This window comes from Streptomyces sp. NPDC102258 (genome assembly GCF_055584685.1).
The window spans coordinates 148695-167136 of the sequence record NZ_JBVJLO010000006.1 but is presented as its reverse complement, the minus strand read 5'-3'; the positions used below and the strand labels follow the sequence as shown (position 1 = coordinate 167136).

The window sequence follows — 18442 nt, the reverse complement described above, 5'->3', positions numbered from 1 at the left end:
AGCCACCGCACCACCCGATGATCCGTCCGCACCGAGACAGAGCCAGAAGGAGCACGACCATGCCGCTCAACTCCATGGACCGCAGGAGCGTCCTGCGGACCGCCCTGGGCGCCGCGGGCGCCGCGGCCGCGGTCACCGTCATCGGCGCCGGCCCGGCCGCCGCCCACAGCGGCCGCCACCCGCGGCTTCCCCAGGTCGAGGGGATGGTCGGCGATCGCTGGGCGAACGAGTTCTGGTACGCGTACGACGAGATGTCGTACTACACGCCGAACGACGAGATGAAGGCCGCGGTCGCCGCGATCACCGGTCCCTTCGGCGGGTTCACCCAGTCGTACGACGCCTGGGCCGCCACCCGCAAGGGCGGCCGCTACCCGCGCAGCTGGATGGAGCTGATCCAGCCCAACCGCAAGCACTTCGAGGTGCTCTCCCGCAACCAGCGGGCCGTCTACGACAAGTTCTACGGCCACGACCCCAAGGGCCTGGTCTTCGCCTTCCAGGAGTTCGGCCAGGGCACCCTGTTCGACCCGCGCCGCCCGGCCGGCAACAAGGTCCACATGATGAACTCCACGCCGCCGGAGGCGACCCACGCCTACCACCGCTGGCACCCCTTCCTGCAGTCCTTCCAGCTGCTGGGCATCGACCGCGCCTACTGGGCGCACATCAACCGCCTCGCCGGCGCCGCCTGGGAGCTGCAGTCCCTCGCCAAGCCGGTCACCGACGCCAACGACAACAAGCACCTGCCGCGGCACACGGTCGACCGGGTCACCGCCAAGTGGCTCTTCCGCTCCACGGACCGCGTCAACCAGGCCTTCGACGTCTGGCCGTACCCGGTCGACCTCGGCCAGTAAGCCCGCTTCGCCACCCGTTCCCCACGACTCAGGAGGATTGGCACACCATGCGTGACACGACCGGCTCTTCACCCCGAATCGGCGTCTGGATGGTCGGCGCGCGCGGCTCGGTCGCCACGGCGGCCCTCGCCGGCGCCGCCGCCGTCGTCGCGGGTGCCGCCTCCCCCGTCGGGTGCGTCACCGAAACGCCCCCGTTCCGTGACGCACCTCTGCCGGCCCTCGCCGACCTCGTGTTCGGCGGCCACGACGTCGTCGACACCCCCCTGTCGGCGAGGGCCGGCCAACTCGCCGCGGCGGGCGTGCTGCCCCACGCCGTACTGAAGGCGCTGGACACCCCGCTCGCCGCCGCCGAGCTGGAGATCCGCGACGGATCCGCCCGCCCCGGCGAGTCCCAGTCCCGGACCGCCGCCCGGCTCGCCGAGGACATGGCCGCCTTCCGCGACCGGCACGGCCTCGAACAGGTCGTCGTCGTCAACGTCTCCTCCACGGAGCCGCTGCCCGAACCCGACCCGGCCTTCCTCACCCTGGCCGCCCTGGAGGCCGCCCTCGCCGCCGGCACCCTCACCCTGCCCGTCAGCTCCCTCTACGCCTACGCCGCCTTCACCGCGGGCTGCGCCTACGTCAACTTCACCCCCTCCGCGGGCGCGGCCCTGCCCGCCCTGGAGGAACTGGCCCGACTGCGCGGCGTCCCGCACGCCGGGCGCGACGGCAAGACCGGCGAGACCCTCGTCAAGAGCGCCCTCGCCCCGATGTTCACCCAGCGCGCCCTGCGCCTGCGGTCCTGGTCCGGCACCAACCTGCTCGGCGGCGGCGACGGGGCGACCCTCGCCGACCCGGCGGCGGCCCGGTCCAAGACCGAGTCGAAGCAGCGCAGCCTGGAGGAGACCGTCGGCCACCCCGTCCAGGGCCAGACGCACATCGACAACGTCCCCGAGATGGGGGAGTGGAAGACCGCCTGGGACCACATCTCCTTCGAGGGCTTCCTCGGCGTCCGCATGACCATGCAGTTCACCTGGCAGGGCTGCGACTCCGCGCTCGCCGCCCCGCTGGTCCTGGACCTCGTACGGCTGGCCGCGCTGGCCGTCCGGCGCGGCGAGTCGGGGGCGCTGGCCGCCCTCGGGTTCTTCTTCAAGGACCCGGCCGGCTCCGCCGAGCACAACCTGACCCTCCAGTACGAGGCCCTCACCGCGTGGGCCACCGCCCCCCACGGCGCCCCGCTGACGGCGGGCCGGCCGTGAGCCCCGCACCGGCCGCCACCCTGCCGCGGGCCGGATCCGGCCCACGGGACGGCGCGGCCGTGGCGCCCGTGCCGGAGCGGCCGCTGCGCCTGCCGCCCTTCCCCGGCCGGGCCTTCCGGGCCCGGCGCACCCTGCGCGCCTACGCCGAACTCGTCCGGGCGCCCGCCGCCCTCACCGTGCCCGGCGACGTCCTGGCCGGCGCGCTGGCCACCGGACGCGGCACCGGCGCCCGCACCCTCGGCCTCGCCGCCTCCTCCGTCTGCCTCTACTGGGCGGGCATGGCCCTCAACGACTGGGCCGACCGCGAGCTCGACGCCGTGGAACGCCCCGAACGCCCGCTGCCCTCCGGCCGGATCCGCCCCCCGGCGGCCCTGGCCACCGCCGCCGGACTCACCGCGGCCGGCCTCGGCATCGCCACCCTGGCCGGCGGCCGGCGCACCGCCCTGCGCCGGACCCTGCCGCTGGCCGCCGCCGTCTGGGCCTACGACCTCGGGGCCAAGTCCACCCCCCTCGGCCCCGCCGTCATGGCCACGGCCCGCGCCCTCGACGTACTGCACGGCGCCGGGCCCGCCCCGGTCCGCCCCGCCCTCGCCCCGGCGGCGGCCGTCGCCGTCCACACCCTGGGCCTGACCCGGCTCAGCCGCCACGAGGTCGACGGCGCCCCGCCCCGCGAGGCGGCGCTCGCCCTCGCCGCCGCCACCGTCGCGGCCGCCGCCACCACCGGGCCCCGGCCCGGCCCCGCCCAGGCGGCCGCCCTCGGGCTCTACGCCGCCGGCTACGGGCCCGCCCTCACCCGGGTGCTGCGCACCCCCGACGCCCCCCACGTGCGCCGGGCCGTCGGCGCCGGCATCCACGCCCTGCTGCCCCTCCAGGCCGCCCTGGCCGCCCGGGCCGGCGCCCCCCGTACCGCGGGGGTGCTGGCCGCGGCCCTCCCGGTGGTCCGCCGCCTCTCCCGGAAGGTGTCCTCCACATGAGCGCCCCGACCGGGCTCCGGTTCTCGTACGGCACCAACGGCCTCGCCGACCACCGGCTGGCCGACGCGCTGCGGCTGCTCGCCGACCTCGGCTACGCGGGCGTCGCGCTGACCCTGGACCACCAGCACCTGGACCCGTACGCACCCGGCCTCGCCGCCCGCGTCGCCGAGGTCCGGCGCGCCCTGGACGCCACCGGCCTGGCCGTCGTCGTCGAGACCGGCGCCCGCTACCTGCTCGACCCCCGCCGCAAACACCGCCCGACCCTGCTCTCCGCCGAGCCGGAGGGCCGCGAACGGCGCCTGGACCTGCTGCGCCGGGCCGTCGGCATCGGCACCGAACTGGGCGCCGGGGCCGTCCACTTCTGGAGCGGCACCGCCGACGCCGGCACCACCCGCGAGCAGGCCTGGCAGCGGCTGGTCGACGGCTGCGCCGAGACCGTCGGGCACGCCGAGGCCGCCGGGATCGACCTCGCCTTCGAACCCGAGCCGGGCATGCTCGTCGCCGACCTCGCCGGATACCGCCGGCTGCTGGCCGACCTGGGCCGCCCGGACCGCTTCCGGCTCACCCTGGATCTCGGCCACTGCCGCTGCCTGGAGCCGTACCCGGTCGCCGAATGCGTCGCGCTGGCCGCCGACCGGCTGGCCCACGTCCAGATCGAGGACATGCGCCGGGGCACCCACGAGCACCTGCCCTTCGGGGAGGGGGAGATCGACTTCCCGCCCGTCCTCGGCGCCCTCGCCGACGCGGGCTACCGGGGCCTGGTCTCCGTCGAACTCCCGCGCCACAGCCACGCCGGGGCCGAGACCGCCCGCCACAGCATCGCGTTCCTGCGCACGGCGGGACGCGGCGCCGGTGCCTCGTCCGGCGCCGCGTCCCGCCCCGCATCCGGTGCCGCGTCCGGCCCCGAGTCCCGGCCCGCGTCCGGCGTCTCGTCCGGTGCCGCGTCCGGCCCCGCGTCCCGCCCCGACCGTCCGCAGTCAGAGCCGAAGAAGGAGGCCGTACCGGTATGACCGCTCCCACGCTCGCCCCGCCCGCCCCGGTGGCGCCCGCCACCGCCGCCGACCTCGCCGTGCACGACGCGCTGACCCTGCGCACCCTGACGGAGTCGCTGCGCTCCGTCCTCGACCAGGAGCACCGGGCCCGGCTCACCGCCGACACCGCCGCCGTGGCCGCGACCGGCCCCGCCGCCCTGGACCGCCGCTTCCCGGCCGCCGGACGCGACTACCGCCGCGGGCCGCTGCCCGGCTGGGCCGACTGGGCCGTCGAGGACGCCGTACGCACCACCCTGCTGCTCGCCCTGACCCGCCACGGCATCACCGGCGCCGCCCTCGCCCGGGAAGCCGGCGAGCGCTACGCCCACGGGGACGCCGCCGAGCGGCGCGGCGTCCTGCGCGCCCTGCCGTTCCTGCCGGTCGGCGACCGCGCGGTACACCTCACCGACGACGCCGTACGGACCAACGACAACCGCCTCATCGCCGCCGCCCTCGGCCCCTACGCCCGCGCCCACCTCGACCAGTACCGCTGGCGCCAGGCCGTCCTCAAGTGCCTGTTCACCGGCATCCCGCTGGCCAAGGTCGCCGGACTGCACGAGCGCCGGGACGCCGAACTCGCCCGCATGGCCCACGGCTTCGCCGCCGAGCGGCGCGCCGCCGACCGCCCCGTGCCGGCCGACCTGTGGGCCGTAGCCACCCTCGACCACTGACGCCACCACCCACCCCGACCGGAGCCCGACCATGCGCATCTTCGACCCGCACATCCACATGACGTCCCGCACCACGGACGACTACCGAGCGATGCACGCCGCCGGCGTCCGCGCGCTGGTCGAGCCCGCGTTCTGGCTTGGGCAGCCGCGCACCTCCCCGGCCAGCTTCACCGACTACTTCGACGCGCTGCTGGGCTGGGAGCCGTACCGGGCCGCGCAGTTCGGCATCAGCCACCACTGCACCATCGGCCTCAACCCCAAGGAGGCGAACGACCCGCGCTGCACTCCCGTCCTGGACCTGCTGCCCCGCTACCTCGCCAAGGACGGGGTCGTCGCCGTCGGCGAGATCGGCTACGACACGGTCACCGAGGCCGAGGACCACGCCTTCGCCGTCCAGCTCTCCCTCGCCGTCGAGTTCGCCCTGCCCGCGCTCGTCCACACCCCGCACCGCGACAAGGCGGGCGGCACCGAACGCTCCCTGGCCGTGATCCGCGAATCCGGCATCGACGCCGGCTTCGTCGTCCTCGACCACCTCAACGAGGTCACGGTCCGCGAGGTCCGCGACTCCGGCTGCTGGATGGGCTTCTCCATCTACCCCGACACCAAGATGACCCCGGAGCGGATGGTCGCCATCCTCAAGGAACACGGCACCGAACGGATCCTCGTCAACTCGGCCGCCGACTGGGGCCACAGCGACCCGCTGCTCACCCGCGCCACCGGCGAGGCCATGCTCGCCGCCGGCTTCGACGAGGACGACGTCGACCGCGTGCTGTGGCGCAACCCGGTCGCCTTCTACGCCCAGTCCGGCCGCCTGGGCCTCGACGGCACGGCGACCTTCGAACCGCGCGACGAGCAGGCCGCGGGACTGTACGCCGGGAACTCCATCGCCCGCGGCGGAAACTGATCGGGAAAGAGGGACCGCCTGATGCGCTTCCGTCACCGGGACGGCACCTCCGTCCACCTCTCCTACTGCACCAACGTGCACCCCGCCGAAACCCTCGACGGGATCACCGCCCAGCTCGCCGCCTACGCCGAACCGGTCCGCCGGGCCACCGGGGAGTCCGTCATCGGCCTCGGCCTGTGGCTGCCCGTCGACGCGGCGGCGGCCCTCGCCGCCGACCCGGCCGCCGTGGCCCGGCTGCGGCGCGAGCTCACCGCCCGCGGACTGGAGACCGTCACCCTCAACGGGTTCCCGTACAAGGGCTTCCACGCCCCCGTCGTCAAGCGGGCCGTCTACTACCCGGACTGGTCCGAGCCCGCCCGGCTGGACTACACCCTGAACCTGGCCCGCGTCCTCGCCGGGCTGCTGCCCGACGACGCCGAGCGCGGCTCGGTCTCCACCCTGCCGCTGGCCTGGCGCACCGCCTGGTCGCGGACCCAGCGGGCCGCCGCTTCCCGTCAGCTCGACACGCTCGCCGCCGGACTGCGCCGCGTCGAGGCGGAGACCGGCCGGACCGTACGCGTCGCCGTCGAGCCCGAGCCGGGCTGCGTCGCCGAGACCACCGCGCAGGCCGTCGAGGCGCTCAAGGGCGTCGACCACGACTGGATCGGCCTGTGCCTGGACGCCTGCCACCTCGCGGTCGCCCACGAGGACCCGGACACCGCCGTCGCCGAACTCCTCACCGCCGGGCTCCAGGTCGTCAAGGTCCAGGCGTCCAGCGCCCTGGAGGCCGCCGATCCCGCAGACCCGCTGGTCCGCGAAGCGCTCGCGGCCTTCGCGGAACCCCGCTTCCTGCACCAGACCCGCGAACCCGGACGCCCCGGCACACCGCTGCTCGGCTCCGACGACCTCGGGCCCGCCCTCGCCGGAGCCCTGCCCGGGGAGGCCCCGTGGCGGATCCACTACCACGTGCCGTTGCACCAGGAGCCGGCCCCGCCGCTCGCCTCCACCGGCCCGGTGCTCCGCGAGACCCTGCGGACGCTGTTCGGCGGGGACCACGCCGTCACCGATCACGTCGAGGTGGAGACGTACACCTGGTCCGTCCTGCCCGAGGCCAGCCGGCCGGTGGGCGACGCCGGGCTGGCCCGGGGCATCGCCGCCGAACTCCGCTGGACCGCGCGGGAGCTGACCGCGCTCGGCCTGACCCCCCTCGTCCCGGGAGCCTCCCGCGCCCCCGGCGACCGCCTCGCGCAGAAGGAGCCCGGATCGTGACCCCGACCCCCGCCGCCCGGCGCAAGACCGCCGTCCTGTGCACGGTCGGCCTCACGCCCCGGCTGCTGCCGCACATGCCGAACGTACGGGCCATCGGCGAGCAGGGCTTCGCGGCGCCCCTCGACACCGTCTTCCCCGCCGTCACCGCCACCGTCCAGGCCACCCTCACCACCGGCACCCTGCCGCGCGAGCACGGCGCCGTCGGCAACGGCTGGTACTTCCGCGACCACGGCGAAGTGATGATGTGGCGCCAGCACAACGCCCTGGTCGGCGGCGAGAAGGTCTGGCAGGCCGCCCGGCGCCGCGACCCGGACCACACCACCGCCTATCTGTGCTGGTGGTGGGCGATGGGCGCCGACGTCGACACCGTCCTGACCCCGCGCCCCGTCTACCACTACGACGGCCGCAAGGCCCCCGACTGCTACACCGTCCCGGCCAACCTGCGCGACGAACTGACGGCCACACAAGGCGAGTTCCCGCTCTTCAACTACTGGGGCCCGACCGCCTCCCTCGCCTCCACCCGGTGGATCGCCGGCGCCGCCCGGCACGTGGCGGACACCCGCGACCCCGACCTGTCCTTCATCTACGTCCCGCACCTCGACTACGACCTCCAGCGCTTCGGCCCCGACTCGCCCGAGGCGGTCCGCGCCGCCCGCGAGGCCGACGCCGCGCTCGGCCCGCTCCTCGACGACCTCCGCGCCCGCGGCACCACCGTCGTCGCGCTCAGCGAGTACGGCATCTCGCCCGTCAGCCGGCCCGTGGACATCAACCGCGCGCTGCGCCGCGAGGGCCTGCTGTCCGTCTACGCCCAGCGCGGGATGGAGTACCTCGACCCGCACACCTCCCGCGCGTTCGCCGTCGCCGACCACCAGGCCGCCCACGTGTACGTCGCCGACCCCACGGACATCCCGCGGGTGCGCGACGTACTGAAGTCCCTGGACGGGGTCGACGAGGTCTGGGACCGCACCCAGCAGGCCGACTACGGCATCGACCACCCGAACGCCGGCGAGCTGGTGGCCGTCTCGGAGCCCGACGCCTGGTTCACGTACTACTACTGGCTCGACGACCAGCGTGCCCCCGACTTCGCGCGCGGCGTCGAGATCCACCGCAAGCCCGGCTACGACCCGGCCGAGCTGTTCTTCGATCCCGCCGATCCGGCGGCCAAGGCGAAGGCGGTCCTGGCGGTGCTGAAGAAGAAGGCGGGCCTGCGCGCCCCCCTCCAGGTGGTGCCGCTCGACCCGGGATGCGTCCGGGGCAGCCACGGACGGCTGCCCGGGGACGACCGGGACGGGCCGCTGCTGCTCTGCTCGGACCCGTCCCAGGAGCGCGCCCGCTACCACGCCACCGAGGTGAAGGACCTGCTCCTGCGCCTGGGTGGACTGACCTGACAACGCCCTCAAGGGGGAGAGGAGGATCCGATGACCAGCCAGACCCTGGCCGCCGTCCGCGGCCCCATCGACCACACCCACGGGACGGGCGTCCTGCCCGTGCCCGGATCGGCCGCACGGGAGGCGGCCGGGCTGAAGGCCACGGGGGAGGCCCACGTCTGGTGGTGGCTGCTCGGGGACCACGTCGACCAGGCCGACTTCGACCTGCTGGACGAGGTCGAGCAGGTCCGCGCCCGGCGCTTCCGGCACGAACGGGACGCCGCCGCGTTCACCCGGACCCGCGCCGGGGCCCGCCGCGCCATCGGCGAACTGCTCGGCGTGGACGCCCGTACGGTGGCCCTCGGCCGCCGGGTCTGCCCCGGCTGCGGCGACCTGGAGCACGGCCCGCCGGCGGTGGCCAGTCCCGCCGTGGGGCTCGCGCTGAGCCTGACCCGGACGAGCGGCTGCGGGGTGCTGGCGCTGCACGCCGGTGACTGGATCGGCGTGGACATCGAGGCGCTGCGGCCCGTCGCGTCGGGGTCCCTCGCCGGGGTGGTGCTCGCGCCCGCCGAGCACGCGTACATCCTGTCGCTGCCCGCCGGGCCCGAGCGGACCGCCGCCTTCCACCGGGTGTGGACCCGTAAGGAGGCCGTGCTCAAGGGGGTCGGACTGGGGCTGCTCGGCATCGACCTGAACGCCCTGGACGTCCGGCCCGGCACGCCCGGCCCGCTCGCCGTGGAACACGGGCACCAGGGCGAGGGCGGCAGCTGGTGGCAGATCGACGACCTCGACCTCGACGGCAACTGGTCGGCCTCGCTGGCCCGCCCCGTCGACGGCTCCCCGCTGGGCGAGGTCCACCGCCACGGCCCCGCGTGAACCGCCCGCCCGGCCCCCGCCCCGGGGCCGGGCGCGCCCCACCCGTACGGAGAACCGACCTCCCCGGAGCCCCCGATGCCCACCCTCCGCACCGCACCCACCGCACCGGCCCCCACTCCCACGACGGCGCCCCCTCCGCCCCCGTCACCCGCCCCCCGAGCCACGACCGCCACCCTGCCCGCGCCCGCCACCCTGCCCGCGCCCGCCACTCGGTGCGCCCCCGCCGCCACCGGCGCTGGGGCGCCCGCCGCCGCCGTAGCCAGCGCCCCAGCCCCCGCCGCGTCCCCAGCCCCCGCCGCGTCCCCAGCCCCCGCAGGGTCGCCCGCGCCCGCAGGGTCGTCCGCCCCCGCCGGGGCCGGTGCGCCCGCGCCCGGTGTCCCCGTACCCGCCCGGCCAGGGCCCCCGCACACGCCCGCCCCCGGGGCCCGTGGCGTGACCCTCGGGCTGCTCGGGGTCGGGCTGCTGCTCGCCGCCGGGGCCCTCGCGGGCGGCGCCCTCCAGGAGTTCCTGGACCGCATGGCCGGGGTCATCGCGCTGGTCTCGCTCTCCGTCTCCGTCATGCTCGGCGTCGCCTCCGTCTTCCGCGACGTGCTCTCCCCCGCCCTGCGCCGACTCGCCCAGCACATGCACCGCGCCGCGGGCCTGGCCGGCGTCGGCTTCCTCCTCGTCCACATCGGCGTGAAGGTCGCCGGGGAGCGGATCGCCGCGAGCGACGCCCTCCTCGGCAGCGGCGACCTCCTGGTCGACCTCGGTTCGCTGGCCGCCCAGCTCTTCGTCCTCGCGCTGATCACCGGCCTGTGGCGCGGCGTCTTCGCCACCCGCCGCTGGATCCGCCCCTTCCGCTTCCTCCACGGCCTGGCATACGCCGGCTGGGCCGCCGGGATCGTCCACGGCCTCGGCGCCGGCCGCACCCCCGCCCCCTGGGTGATCGTCGGCTACGGCCTCTGCTTCGCCGCCACCGCCGCGGCCCTCGTCCACCGCCGGCGCCGGGGCCGCCGCCGCTGAGACGGCCGACCGGCCGGCCCCGTACGTACGTTTCCGGCCGTAGGCGCCCGCCTCCGGCCGGAAACGCGTACCCCGGGGCTTTCCGAGTAGAGGGAATATAGGACCGCCGTCCAGGATCGGTCGCGTTGCATCCGCCGGCTTCGCGCGGATGAGGCTGCTGACACCCCCCTCTCAAAAGCTGTGGAAGGACTGGTCGCGCATGAGGACCGAGACGAACAGGCTCCGCGGGCAGAACGGCGCCGGGTCCCCGGGGTTCGCGCTGCGCCTGGACGGCGTCGTGAAGGAATACGGAAAGGCCGGCCGCGGCGTGCGCGCCCTGGACGGGGTGTCGGTCGGCATCGAGCGCGGTTCGTTCACGGCCGTCATGGGACCCTCCGGTTCCGGAAAGTCGACCTTCCTGCACTGCGCGGCGGGCCTCGACAAGCCGTCGAGCGGCTCCGCCTACATCGGGGACACCGAACTGGGCGGCATGAACGAGACCCAGCTGACGAAGCTGCGCCGCGAGCGCATCGGCTTCGTCTTCCAGGCGTTCAACCTCATCCCGGCCCTGTCGGTCCGCCAGAACGTCGAGCTGCCGCTGCGCCTGGCCGGCGAGCGCCTCGACTCCGGCTGGCTGGAGGAGATCCTCACGCGCGTGGGCCTGGGCGGCCGCGCCACCCACCGCCCGGCCGAACTCTCCGGCGGCCAGCAGCAGCGCGTGGCGATCGCCCGCGCCCTGATCACCCGCCCCGACGTCATCTTCGGCGACGAGCCCACCGGCGCCCTCGACACCGTGACCGCCAAGGAGATCCTCTCCCTGCTGCGTTCCTGCGTCGACGAGACCGGCCAGACCGTGGTCATGGTCACCCACGACCCGGTCGCCGCCTCCTACGCCGACACCGTCCTCTTCCTCGCCGACGGCCGGATCGCCGACCGCATGCAGGCCCCCACCGCCGACCGTGTCGCCGACCGCATGACCCACCTGGGAGCGTGGGCCTGATGCTGCGATATGCCTTGCAGACCCTGCGCGCCCGCAAGGGCGGCTTCATCGGGGCGTTCCTCGCCCTCTTCTGCGCGGCCGCCCTCGTCACCGCCTGCGGCATCCTCCTGGAGACCGGCCTGCGGGGCACGATCGGCACCGAGCGCTACGCCGGCGCCCCCGTGATCGTCGGCGGCGACCAGAACGTCCACCAGGTCACCGTCAAGCAGAAGGGCGACAAGACCAAGACCAAGTCGAAGGAGAAGCCGCTCGGCGAGCGCGTCTGGCTGCCCGCCGACACCGCCACCAAGGTCGCCTCCCTGCCCGGCGTCCGCACCGCGCTGCCCGAGATCACCTTCCCGGCCTACGCGGTCACCCCCAAGGGACAGGTCGTCCCGGGCGTCGACGGCAAGCCCTCGTACGGGCACGCCTGGACCTCCGCGGCCCTGACCCCCTTCACCCTGGCCGAGGGCGCCGCCCCCGTCGGCGCCGACGAGGTCGTCGTCGACCGCGAACTGGCCCGCCGGGCCGGGCTGAAGCCGGGCACCGAGCTGACCGTCCAGGCCACCGGCTCCCCGCGCACCTACCGGATCACCGGCATCGCGGCCCCCGCGGGCGGCGACCTCAAGCAGCAGACCTCCCTGTTCTTCTCCGACGCGGAAGCCCAGCGGCTGTCCGGCCGGGAAGGACAGGTCGCCGTCGTCGGCGTGCTGCCCAAGGACGGCGTGTCCACCTCCGAGCTGGCCGCCCAGGTCAAGGAGGCCCTCGACGGCACCTCCGCCCAGGTCGTCACCGGCGGCGAGCGCGGCCCCGTCGAGTTCCTGGATGCCGCCAAGGCCCGGATCAAGCTGGTCTCCATGGGCGGCGCGATCGGCGGCACCTCGCTGCTCGTCGCGATCCTCGTGGTCGTCGGCACCTTCGCCCTCTCCATCCAGCAGCGCTACCGCGAACTCGCCCTGCTGCGCGCCATCGCGGCGACGCCCAAGCAGATCCGCCAGCTCATCGGGCGCGAGGCGCTGATCGTCGGCTTCTTCGCCGGTGTGCTCGGCTCCGTCACGGGCCTGCCCATCGCCTACTGGCTGCACGGCAAGTTCGTCGGCTTCAAGGCGATCCCCGACACCCTCGAAGTCACCTTCAGTGTCTTCCCGTTCTTCGCGGCCGTCGGCGCCGCCCTGCTCGGCGCCTGGGCCGCCGCCCGGATCTCCGCCCGCCGCACCGCCCGCATCCGGCCCGCCGAGGCCCTGTCCGAAGCGGCCATGGAGCAGCGGGGCGTCGCCTGGGGACGGCTCGGCGCCGGCCTCGCCTTCCTGGCCGGCGGCATCGTCCTGCTGGTGGTCCTCGCCGCGCTGCGCAGCGAACCCGCCTCCACCCCGGTCACGTTCCTGTCGGTCGTCGTGCTGTCGGTGGCGGTCTCCCTGCTCGGCCCGCTGGTCGCCCGGATCGCGATCGCCGTCCTCGGCGTCCCGCTGCGCGCCTCCCGCGTCGGCGGGTACCTCGCCACGGCCAACTCCCGCGCCAACACCAAGCGGGTCGCCGCGGCGGTCACCCCGCTCGCCCTGCTGATCGGCATGGCCTGCACGGTCTTCTTCGTCCAGACCACCATGGGCGCCGCGGCCACCGCCCAGGCCCAGGCCGGCAACAAGGCCGACTGGGTCGTCGGTTCGGCCGGCCCCGGCGTGCCCGCCCAGGCCGCCGGGAACCTGCGCCGCGTCCCGGGCGTGACGGCGGTGACCGAGGTCGTACGCACCTCCGTGCGCGTGGGCCTGGAGAAGTACCCGGCCCAGGGCGTCTCCACCGAGGGGCTGACCAGCACCTGGGACCCGGACGTCAGCGCCGGCAGCCTCGACGGGTTCGGCGCCCGCAGCGTCGCGCTCAGTGACGTCGCCGCCGACAACCTGGGCAAGAAGCCCGGCGACACCCTGAAGCTGACCCTCGGCGACGGCACCGAGACCGAACTGACCGTCGCCGCCGTCTACGAACGCGGCCTCGGCTTCGGCGACCTGACCATGTCCCACGAGCTGGTCTCCCGGCACGTCGACAACCCGCTGGCCTCCTCGCTGCTGGTGAAGACCGCCGGGACGGGCGCCCCCGGCCGCGCCGACCTGCAAAAGGCGCTCGGCGGCCTGCCCGGCGTCGGCGTCCTCGACCGCGACCAGGTCGAGGACCTCCAGGCCGAGGTCCAGCAGTCCAACGCCGAGGTGAACTACGTCGCGATGGGTCTGATCATCGCCTTCACCGCCATCGCCGTGGTCAACACCCTGGCCATGTCGGTGTCCGACCGCACCCGCGAGTTCGCGCTGCTCCAGCTCGTCGGCACCACCCGGCGCCAGGTGATGCGCATGCTGCGGATCGAGGCGGCCCTGGTGATCGTGATCTCCTCGGTGCTGGGCACCGGGATCGCCTTCGCGGTCCTGACCGCCTTCAGCGTCGGGATGACCGGCTCCGCCTCGCCGTCCATCGACGGCTGGATGTACCTGGGCGTCCTCGGCTTCGCGGCGCTGCTGACGGCCCTGGCCACGCTGGTCCCGGGCCGCCTGGCCCTGACCGGCCGCCCCGCGGACGTCATCGGCTCGCGGCAGTAGGAACCACCGACGGCCGGAGGGCCGGCCCCTTGCGGGGGCCGGCCCTCCGGCCGTCGGCGCGTGGACCGCTGCGCGGGCCACGTCAGTTGAGCACCGCACCGCCACCCTTGCGGTCGACCCGGCTGCGTCGGTGGTCCAGGTGCGCGTACACCCGGTGCAGCCAGCGGTCCTGGCCGTCGTAACGAGGGGTGAAGGAGGTGCGGCCGTGCACCGCGAGCCGGTTGTCGACCACCGCGAGGTCCCCGACCCGCAGGGCCAGCGCCGACATGGTCCGCATGAGCGCCTCGCGCAGTGCGCCCATGGCGGCCTTGGCCTCGTCGTCCAGCGGATGGGTCGCCGCGAAGTCCACCAGGACGTTCGGGTCCCGGGGGTCCCCGACGAGCAGCGGGTGCGCGGGGGTGACGGAATTCAGGTCGCCGAAGGACGGCGGCGGCTCGGTGAGGAATCGCGGCGCGGCCAGAACGGAAACCGTCTCAGCCGAAAGCAGCGGAAGGGCCCGCCGGACCGAGGACGTGCACAGCTTCGCATCGCCCGTCGGATCCTCGCGCACACAGAGCAGGCCGACGTAATCGGGCTTGTTGTCGTGGAAAGCGTTCTCGACGTGGAGTTCCAGCAGGACGGAACCCGCGTTGCTCTGGGAACTCTCGCTCCCCGGGACCGGGACGACGTTCTGGACCAATGCCCCGGTCTTCTCGCTGCGATAGGCGATGACCTCGCCGAGCTGGATCATCGCGGCCGTGACCAGGACGGACGCCACGGCCGGCACCCGTTCCACCGAACCGGGAACGGTCGGCGTCTCGGGTAGCGGGTTGTCCGCCACCACCGGCATGTTGCGCAGCAGCAGCACCCCGTCCGGGCCGGCGTCGTGCCGGAACCGGCGCAACGCGGCGAGCACCGACCGCGGCAGCGCCGCCGAGGCGTCCCGCACCGTGTCCAGCCAGGCCGGATCGTCGATCAGGGCCGGGGTGGAGCGCAGGACGCCGGTGGCGAGGGCGACCAGTTCGGCGCGTTCGGTGTCGGTCAGCACGATCGCGTCCGGCGCCGTGGTGGTCTGCGGCAGCGTCAAGGTGTGTTCCTGGGTCCGTGGCATGAAGAAGTCCTCGGGTTGATGAACGGTGACCCGAGTCAGTTTCCGGACCCGTCCTATTCCATTCCTATGGAAAATGCTCCGGAATGGCGTGCGGACATGGGTATAGCCGGGCCATAGCCGCCCGCCGCATGGTTACGGGGCGGCTTTGTCCACGGTTTCACAGGGAAAATCCCTCGCGCATTCCGGACGGCGGCCGCACGTCCCGCACCATCCGACGGGGGAGTAGAAGGGAGGACCTGATGGAATTACACGAGGAAGGCCCCGGCCCTGGCCCCGGCCCGGCCGGTGGCGCGGCGCTGTCCGTGGCCGACGCCCTCGGCGCCCGCGGCGAGGCGCACGTCTGGTGGTGGCGCACTCCGGAGCGCACCGATCCGGCGGATCTGCCGCTGCTCGACACGGAGGAGTTCCGGCGGGCGCTGTCGCTCCCGGCCGAACGGGACGCCGCCGCCTTCGTCCGCTCCCGCGCCGCCACCCGCCGCGCCCTCGGCGCACTGTTCGGGCTGGACCCCCGCGAGCTCGCCCTGGGCCGGCACCCGTGTCCCGGCTGCGGCGACGCCAGCCACGGTCCGCCGAAGCTCGTCGTCCCGGACCTGCGGCTCCCGCTCAGCCTGACCCGTACGGCGGGCTGCGGGATCTTCGCGATCGGAGCGGGCACGGCGATCGGCGTGGACGCCGAGGCCGTGCGCCCGGTCCGCGGGTCGGCGACCACCGACGCGGACCTCACCGCCGCCGAGCGGGCGCACCTGGCCGCGCTGGCGCCCGGACCGGAGCGGGACGCGGCGTTCTACCGCGTCTGGACCCGCAAGGAGGCCGTGGTCAAGGCCACCGGCCTCGGTCTGTCCGGCGTCGAACTGGGCCTGCTGGAAACGCATCCGGCCCGGAGCGGCCCGGTCCGGGTCACCCACACCCACCGCGGCCGGACCACCGCCTGGACGGTCGAGGACCTCCCGCTGCTGGACGGCGTCGCGGTGGCCCTGGCCCGCCCGGCGGGCCCCGCCGCCCACGGCCCGGTCCACCGGCACGAGGACCGCTCCGGGGACCACCGGGCGGACCACTTCGGGGACCGCTGAGCCGGACCCGGCCACCCACCGGACGCGGGGCCGCCGCGTCAACCGCCCGCGCCCGCCGCAGCCCCACCGCATGCCCCACCACCCCACCCCGCCCCGCCGGCTCCCGCCCACCCGGGCCGGTACCGCCTCACCGAAAGGCCGCAGCGCCATGACCGTCGAGTCCTTCTTCCCCGTCGAACAGCTCATCGCCGAGAACGCCTTCCAGGCGGCCCAGGCGGCCCCCACCCCCGAACACCCCGAGCAGCTGCTGGGCCTCACCCCGCAGGACCTCGCCGCGTACTTCGACGCGATCGCCGAGGCCGTGGAGCGGGACGACCCGGGCCCGGCCGCGCGCGGCGGCTGGGAGGAGCGGGAGCGGCTGCGCTTCTCCACCTGGGTCCGCCGGGTCTACGAGCACCCGCTCTCGCCGGCCGTCTTCGCGCTCCCGGTCACCCGCGCCATCCGCGAGGTCCAGCTCGGCCAGGCGGCGGAACTCGCGTTCCGGATCGACGTCGGCCGGGCCCGGGCGAAGGCCGCGAAGCCGTCGGCCGAGGTGCGGGCGACGGCCGCGGTGGCGTCGGCCTGGGCGATCGCCGCCGACGCGCTGTCCCGCTCGCCCCGGCCCCCGCGCGAGCGGGTCGTCGGCGACGTGTGGGCGATCGTACGGGAGACCATCGAGCCGGCCCTGCGGCCGGCCGGCGCCATCGCCGGGCGCTCCCACGGCTCGTGGTGAGCGCCGCAGCGTAGCCGTCGTTCACCGCACCGCGGAGGGGAAGGCGTCACGGGTGGTCAGGGAGGCCGCCAGCAGCCGGACCAGGTCGTTCCACCGGTACAGCGGCCTGCCCTGGGCGTCCAGCCCGGACAGTTCGAGCAGGGCGAGGTCCACCAGGGCGTCCAGCGCCGCCTCCGTCTCCTCCTCCGCGGTGCCCAGCACCAGCGCCGCGTACTGGGAGCAGAAGGGCTCGGCGTCCCCGTCGGCCAGCCCGGTCAGCACGGCCAGCTCCGGTTCCGCGAGCCGCCGTACGCCGTGCACCAGGGCTTCCCGTACGCTCACGTCCCCGTACGACAGCTCCCCCAGCCGGCCCGCGGGATCCGCGAGCCGGGCCGCGAGCCGGGCCAGGGGCCAGTGCGGGCGCGCCGCCAGCCGGGCCCCGGCCACGTGCAGGGCCAGCGGCAGCCCGGCGCAGTACGCCACCAGGTCGTCGGCCGCGTCCGGGTCGTCGTCCAGCCGGTCCCGGCCCACCAGCGACGCCAGCAGCTCCAGCCCCTCCTCGTCGTCGACCGGGGCCAGCGCGGTGGTGTCCGCCCCGGCGACCCGGGCCAGCCGGGCCTGAGCGGTGATCAGCACCGCCGACTCGGGACCGCCCGGCAGCAGCGGGGCCACCTGCCGGTCGCCCACGGCGCCGTCCAGCACCAGCAGCAGCCGGGCGCCCGAGGTCCGGGTCCGGTAGAGCCGGACCAGCTCCTCCAGGTCCTCGCCCACGGCGGCCGGAGCCGGCTCGCCGAGCGCCCGCAGCAGCCGCACCAGCACCTCGGCGGGTTCCTTCGCGGTTCCGTCCGGGTGGCGGAGCTCCACGAACAGCTGCCCGTCGGGGAAGTGCGCCGCGCAGTCCTGGGCCGCCCGCAGGGCCAGCGCCGTCTTGCCGACCCCGGCCATGCCGGTGATCAGCAGCCGGCGCGGGCGGCCGTCCTCGCGGCGCAGCCGCCCGCGCAGCGCGGCCAGTTCGGAGCGCCGCCCGGTGAACTCCCCGTACGGGGCCGGCAGCATCGCGGGAGCCGTCCGTACCGGGCCGGGCGCGGCGAGCGCCACCGCCGGGCCGGGGGCCGCGGCCCGCGCGGCGTCCGGGCCGGACGCGCCCAGGCCGAGGCCGCCGCCGAGCACCGCCTGGTAGGTGGAGCCGAGCGCCTCGCCCGGGTCCACCCCCAGCTGGTCGGCGAGGACCGCCCGCCCCTCGTAGTAGGCGTGCAGCGCGTCGGCCTGCCGCCCGCAGCGGTACAGGGCCGTCATCAGCTGGGCGCGCAGGCGTTCCCGTACGGGGTGCTCGGCGACCAGCCCGGTCAGCTCGGCGGTGACCTGCTCGTGCCGGCGGACGGCGAGGTCGGCCTCGATCCGGCTCTCCAGCGCGATCATGCGCGCCTCTTCCAGCCGGGGCAGTTCCGCCTCGATCAGCTGCTCGGTCGCGTTGGCCAGCGCAGTGCCCCGCCACAGCTCCAGGGCCTCGCGCAGCAAGGCGCCGGCCTCCTCGAAGCGGCGGTCGGCGAGGGCCTCGCGGCCCAGCCGGTCCAGCCGGTCGAACTCGGTCAGGTCGATCCACGCCCCGGGCGCCCGCAGCACGTAGCCGGGCTGGCGCCGGACGATCTCGATCTCGGAGCCGAGGTGCTTGCGCAGCCTCGACATGTACGTGTAGATCTGCGCGCTGGCCGTGGCCGGCGGGTCCCACCCCCACAGGAGCGCGCTGAGCCGGGCGTCGGAGACCACGCGTCCCTCGGACAGCAGCAGCGCCGCCAGCACCGTATGGACCTTGGATCCGGAGAGCGGAATCGCACTGCCGTCTCCCCGTTTGGCCTCGATCGGCCCGAGCAGCCGGAAGTCCATGCGGC

At 75.3% G+C, this 18442-nt stretch carries 16 protein-coding genes; 14 read left to right on the top strand and 2 right to left on the bottom strand.

What is annotated here, in order from left to right; genetic code table 11:
• Positions 1-59: 59 nt before the first annotated feature.
• The 12 genes from ACZ6ZT_RS12765 (at position 60) to ACZ6ZT_RS12710 (ending at position 13702) form a co-directional block, all read left to right on the top strand.
• The gene (locus ACZ6ZT_RS12765) at positions 60-848 is read left to right on the top strand and encodes a Tat pathway signal sequence domain protein (RefSeq protein ID WP_469718704.1); all 789 of its coding nucleotides are present in this window, start codon (positions 60-62) and stop codon (positions 846-848) included.
• Positions 849-895: 47 nt separating this feature from the next.
• Positions 896-2086, top strand: a complete 1191-nt coding sequence (locus ACZ6ZT_RS12760; protein ID WP_469718700.1) for an inositol-3-phosphate synthase — start codon at positions 896-898, stop codon at positions 2084-2086.
• Positions 2083-3060, top strand: a complete 978-nt coding sequence (locus ACZ6ZT_RS12755; RefSeq protein ID WP_469718697.1) for an SCO3242 family prenyltransferase — start codon at positions 2083-2085, stop codon at positions 3058-3060. Before ACZ6ZT_RS12760 ends, ACZ6ZT_RS12755 begins: the two co-directional genes overlap by 4 nt.
• On the top strand, positions 3057-4070 hold the full coding sequence (locus ACZ6ZT_RS12750; RefSeq protein WP_469718693.1) for a sugar phosphate isomerase/epimerase family protein: 1014 nt from the start codon (positions 3057-3059) through the stop codon (positions 4068-4070). Before ACZ6ZT_RS12755 ends, ACZ6ZT_RS12750 begins: the two co-directional genes overlap by 4 nt.
• Complete coding sequence (locus tag ACZ6ZT_RS12745; protein WP_469718691.1) at positions 4067-4762, top strand: EboA domain-containing protein; 696 nt, start codon at positions 4067-4069, stop codon at positions 4760-4762. Before ACZ6ZT_RS12750 ends, ACZ6ZT_RS12745 begins: the two co-directional genes overlap by 4 nt.
• 31 nt (positions 4763-4793) lie before the next feature.
• Positions 4794-5666 (top strand): TatD family hydrolase, encoded by an 873-nt coding sequence (locus tag ACZ6ZT_RS12740; RefSeq protein ID WP_469718689.1) that lies wholly within the window; start codon positions 4794-4796, stop codon positions 5664-5666.
• Positions 5667-5687: 21 nt separating this feature from the next.
• Complete coding sequence (eboE, locus tag ACZ6ZT_RS12735; protein WP_469718688.1) at positions 5688-6914, top strand: metabolite traffic protein EboE; 1227 nt, start codon at positions 5688-5690, stop codon at positions 6912-6914.
• Positions 6908-8302 carry an alkaline phosphatase family protein gene (locus ACZ6ZT_RS12730; protein ID WP_469719067.1) on the top strand — a complete coding sequence of 465 codons (1395 nt, stop codon included), beginning with the start codon at positions 6908-6910 and terminating at the stop codon, positions 8300-8302. The genes eboE and ACZ6ZT_RS12730 overlap by 7 nt, the downstream gene beginning before the upstream one ends.
• Before the next feature lie 30 nt (positions 8303-8332).
• Positions 8333-9157, top strand: a complete 825-nt coding sequence (locus tag ACZ6ZT_RS12725; protein WP_469718686.1) for a 4'-phosphopantetheinyl transferase family protein — start codon at positions 8333-8335, stop codon at positions 9155-9157.
• 432 nt (positions 9158-9589) lie between these two features.
• A complete protein-coding gene (locus ACZ6ZT_RS12720) occupies positions 9590-10162 on the top strand; it encodes a hypothetical protein (protein WP_469718684.1) in 573 nt (190 codons plus the stop codon).
• A gap of 199 nt (positions 10163-10361) precedes the next feature.
• Positions 10362-11141 carry an ABC transporter ATP-binding protein gene (locus ACZ6ZT_RS12715; RefSeq protein ID WP_469718682.1) on the top strand — a complete coding sequence of 260 codons (780 nt, stop codon included), beginning with the start codon at positions 10362-10364 and terminating at the stop codon, positions 11139-11141.
• On the top strand, positions 11141-13702 hold the full coding sequence (locus ACZ6ZT_RS12710) for an FtsX-like permease family protein (RefSeq protein WP_469718680.1): 2562 nt from the start codon (positions 11141-11143) through the stop codon (positions 13700-13702). The genes ACZ6ZT_RS12715 and ACZ6ZT_RS12710 overlap by 1 nt, the downstream gene beginning before the upstream one ends.
• Before the next feature lie 82 nt (positions 13703-13784).
• Here the strand turns inward: ACZ6ZT_RS12710 and ACZ6ZT_RS12705 are convergent, their stop codons facing one another.
• On the bottom strand, positions 13785-14792 hold the full coding sequence (locus ACZ6ZT_RS12705; RefSeq protein ID WP_469718676.1) for a TauD/TfdA family dioxygenase: 1008 nt from the start codon (positions 14790-14792) through the stop codon (positions 13785-13787).
• A 239-nt stretch (positions 14793-15031) separates the two neighbouring features.
• Between ACZ6ZT_RS12705 and ACZ6ZT_RS12700 the strand changes: the two genes are divergently transcribed.
• Both ACZ6ZT_RS12700 and ACZ6ZT_RS12695 read left to right on the top strand, forming a co-directional pair.
• Positions 15032-15862: a 4'-phosphopantetheinyl transferase family protein gene (locus ACZ6ZT_RS12700; RefSeq protein WP_469718674.1), complete on the top strand. Its 831-nt coding sequence runs from the start codon at positions 15032-15034 to the stop codon at positions 15860-15862.
• Positions 15863-16010: 148 nt separating this feature from the next.
• Positions 16011-16574 carry a hypothetical protein gene (locus tag ACZ6ZT_RS12695; protein ID WP_469718672.1) on the top strand — a complete coding sequence of 188 codons (564 nt, stop codon included), beginning with the start codon at positions 16011-16013 and terminating at the stop codon, positions 16572-16574.
• Positions 16575-16595: 21 nt separating this feature from the next.
• On the opposite strand, the gene ACZ6ZT_RS12690 is transcribed toward ACZ6ZT_RS12695, so the two are convergent.
• Complete coding sequence (locus ACZ6ZT_RS12690) at positions 16596-18437, bottom strand: AfsR/SARP family transcriptional regulator (protein WP_469718667.1); 1842 nt, start codon at positions 18435-18437, stop codon at positions 16596-16598.
• Between the last annotated feature and the right edge of the window lie 5 nt (positions 18438-18442).

Coding starts and splice junctions, on each gene's coding strand:
- ACZ6ZT_RS12765 (WP_469718704.1), top strand. CDS start 60: ATGCCGCTCAACTCCATGGACCGCAGGAGCGTCCTGCGGACCGCCCTG.
- ACZ6ZT_RS12760 (WP_469718700.1), top strand. CDS start 896: ATGCGTGACACGACCGGCTCTTCACCCCGAATCGGCGTCTGGATGGTC.
- ACZ6ZT_RS12750 (WP_469718693.1), top strand. CDS start 3,057: ATGAGCGCCCCGACCGGGCTCCGGTTCTCGTACGGCACCAACGGCCTC.
- ACZ6ZT_RS12745 (WP_469718691.1), top strand. CDS start 4,067: ATGACCGCTCCCACGCTCGCCCCGCCCGCCCCGGTGGCGCCCGCCACC.
- ACZ6ZT_RS12740 (WP_469718689.1), top strand. CDS start 4,794: ATGCGCATCTTCGACCCGCACATCCACATGACGTCCCGCACCACGGAC.
- eboE (WP_469718688.1), top strand. CDS start 5,688: ATGCGCTTCCGTCACCGGGACGGCACCTCCGTCCACCTCTCCTACTGC.
- ACZ6ZT_RS12725 (WP_469718686.1), top strand. CDS start 8,333: ATGACCAGCCAGACCCTGGCCGCCGTCCGCGGCCCCATCGACCACACC.
- ACZ6ZT_RS12715 (WP_469718682.1), top strand. CDS start 10,362: ATGAGGACCGAGACGAACAGGCTCCGCGGGCAGAACGGCGCCGGGTCC.
- ACZ6ZT_RS12710 (WP_469718680.1), top strand. CDS start 11,141: ATGCTGCGATATGCCTTGCAGACCCTGCGCGCCCGCAAGGGCGGCTTC.
- ACZ6ZT_RS12705 (WP_469718676.1), bottom strand. CDS start 14,792: ATGCCACGGACCCAGGAACACACCTTGACGCTGCCGCAGACCACCACG.
- ACZ6ZT_RS12700 (WP_469718674.1), top strand. CDS start 15,032: ATGGAATTACACGAGGAAGGCCCCGGCCCTGGCCCCGGCCCGGCCGGT.
- ACZ6ZT_RS12695 (WP_469718672.1), top strand. CDS start 16,011: ATGACCGTCGAGTCCTTCTTCCCCGTCGAACAGCTCATCGCCGAGAAC.
- ACZ6ZT_RS12690 (WP_469718667.1), bottom strand. CDS start 18,437: ATGGACTTCCGGCTGCTCGGGCCGATCGAGGCCAAACGGGGAGACGGC.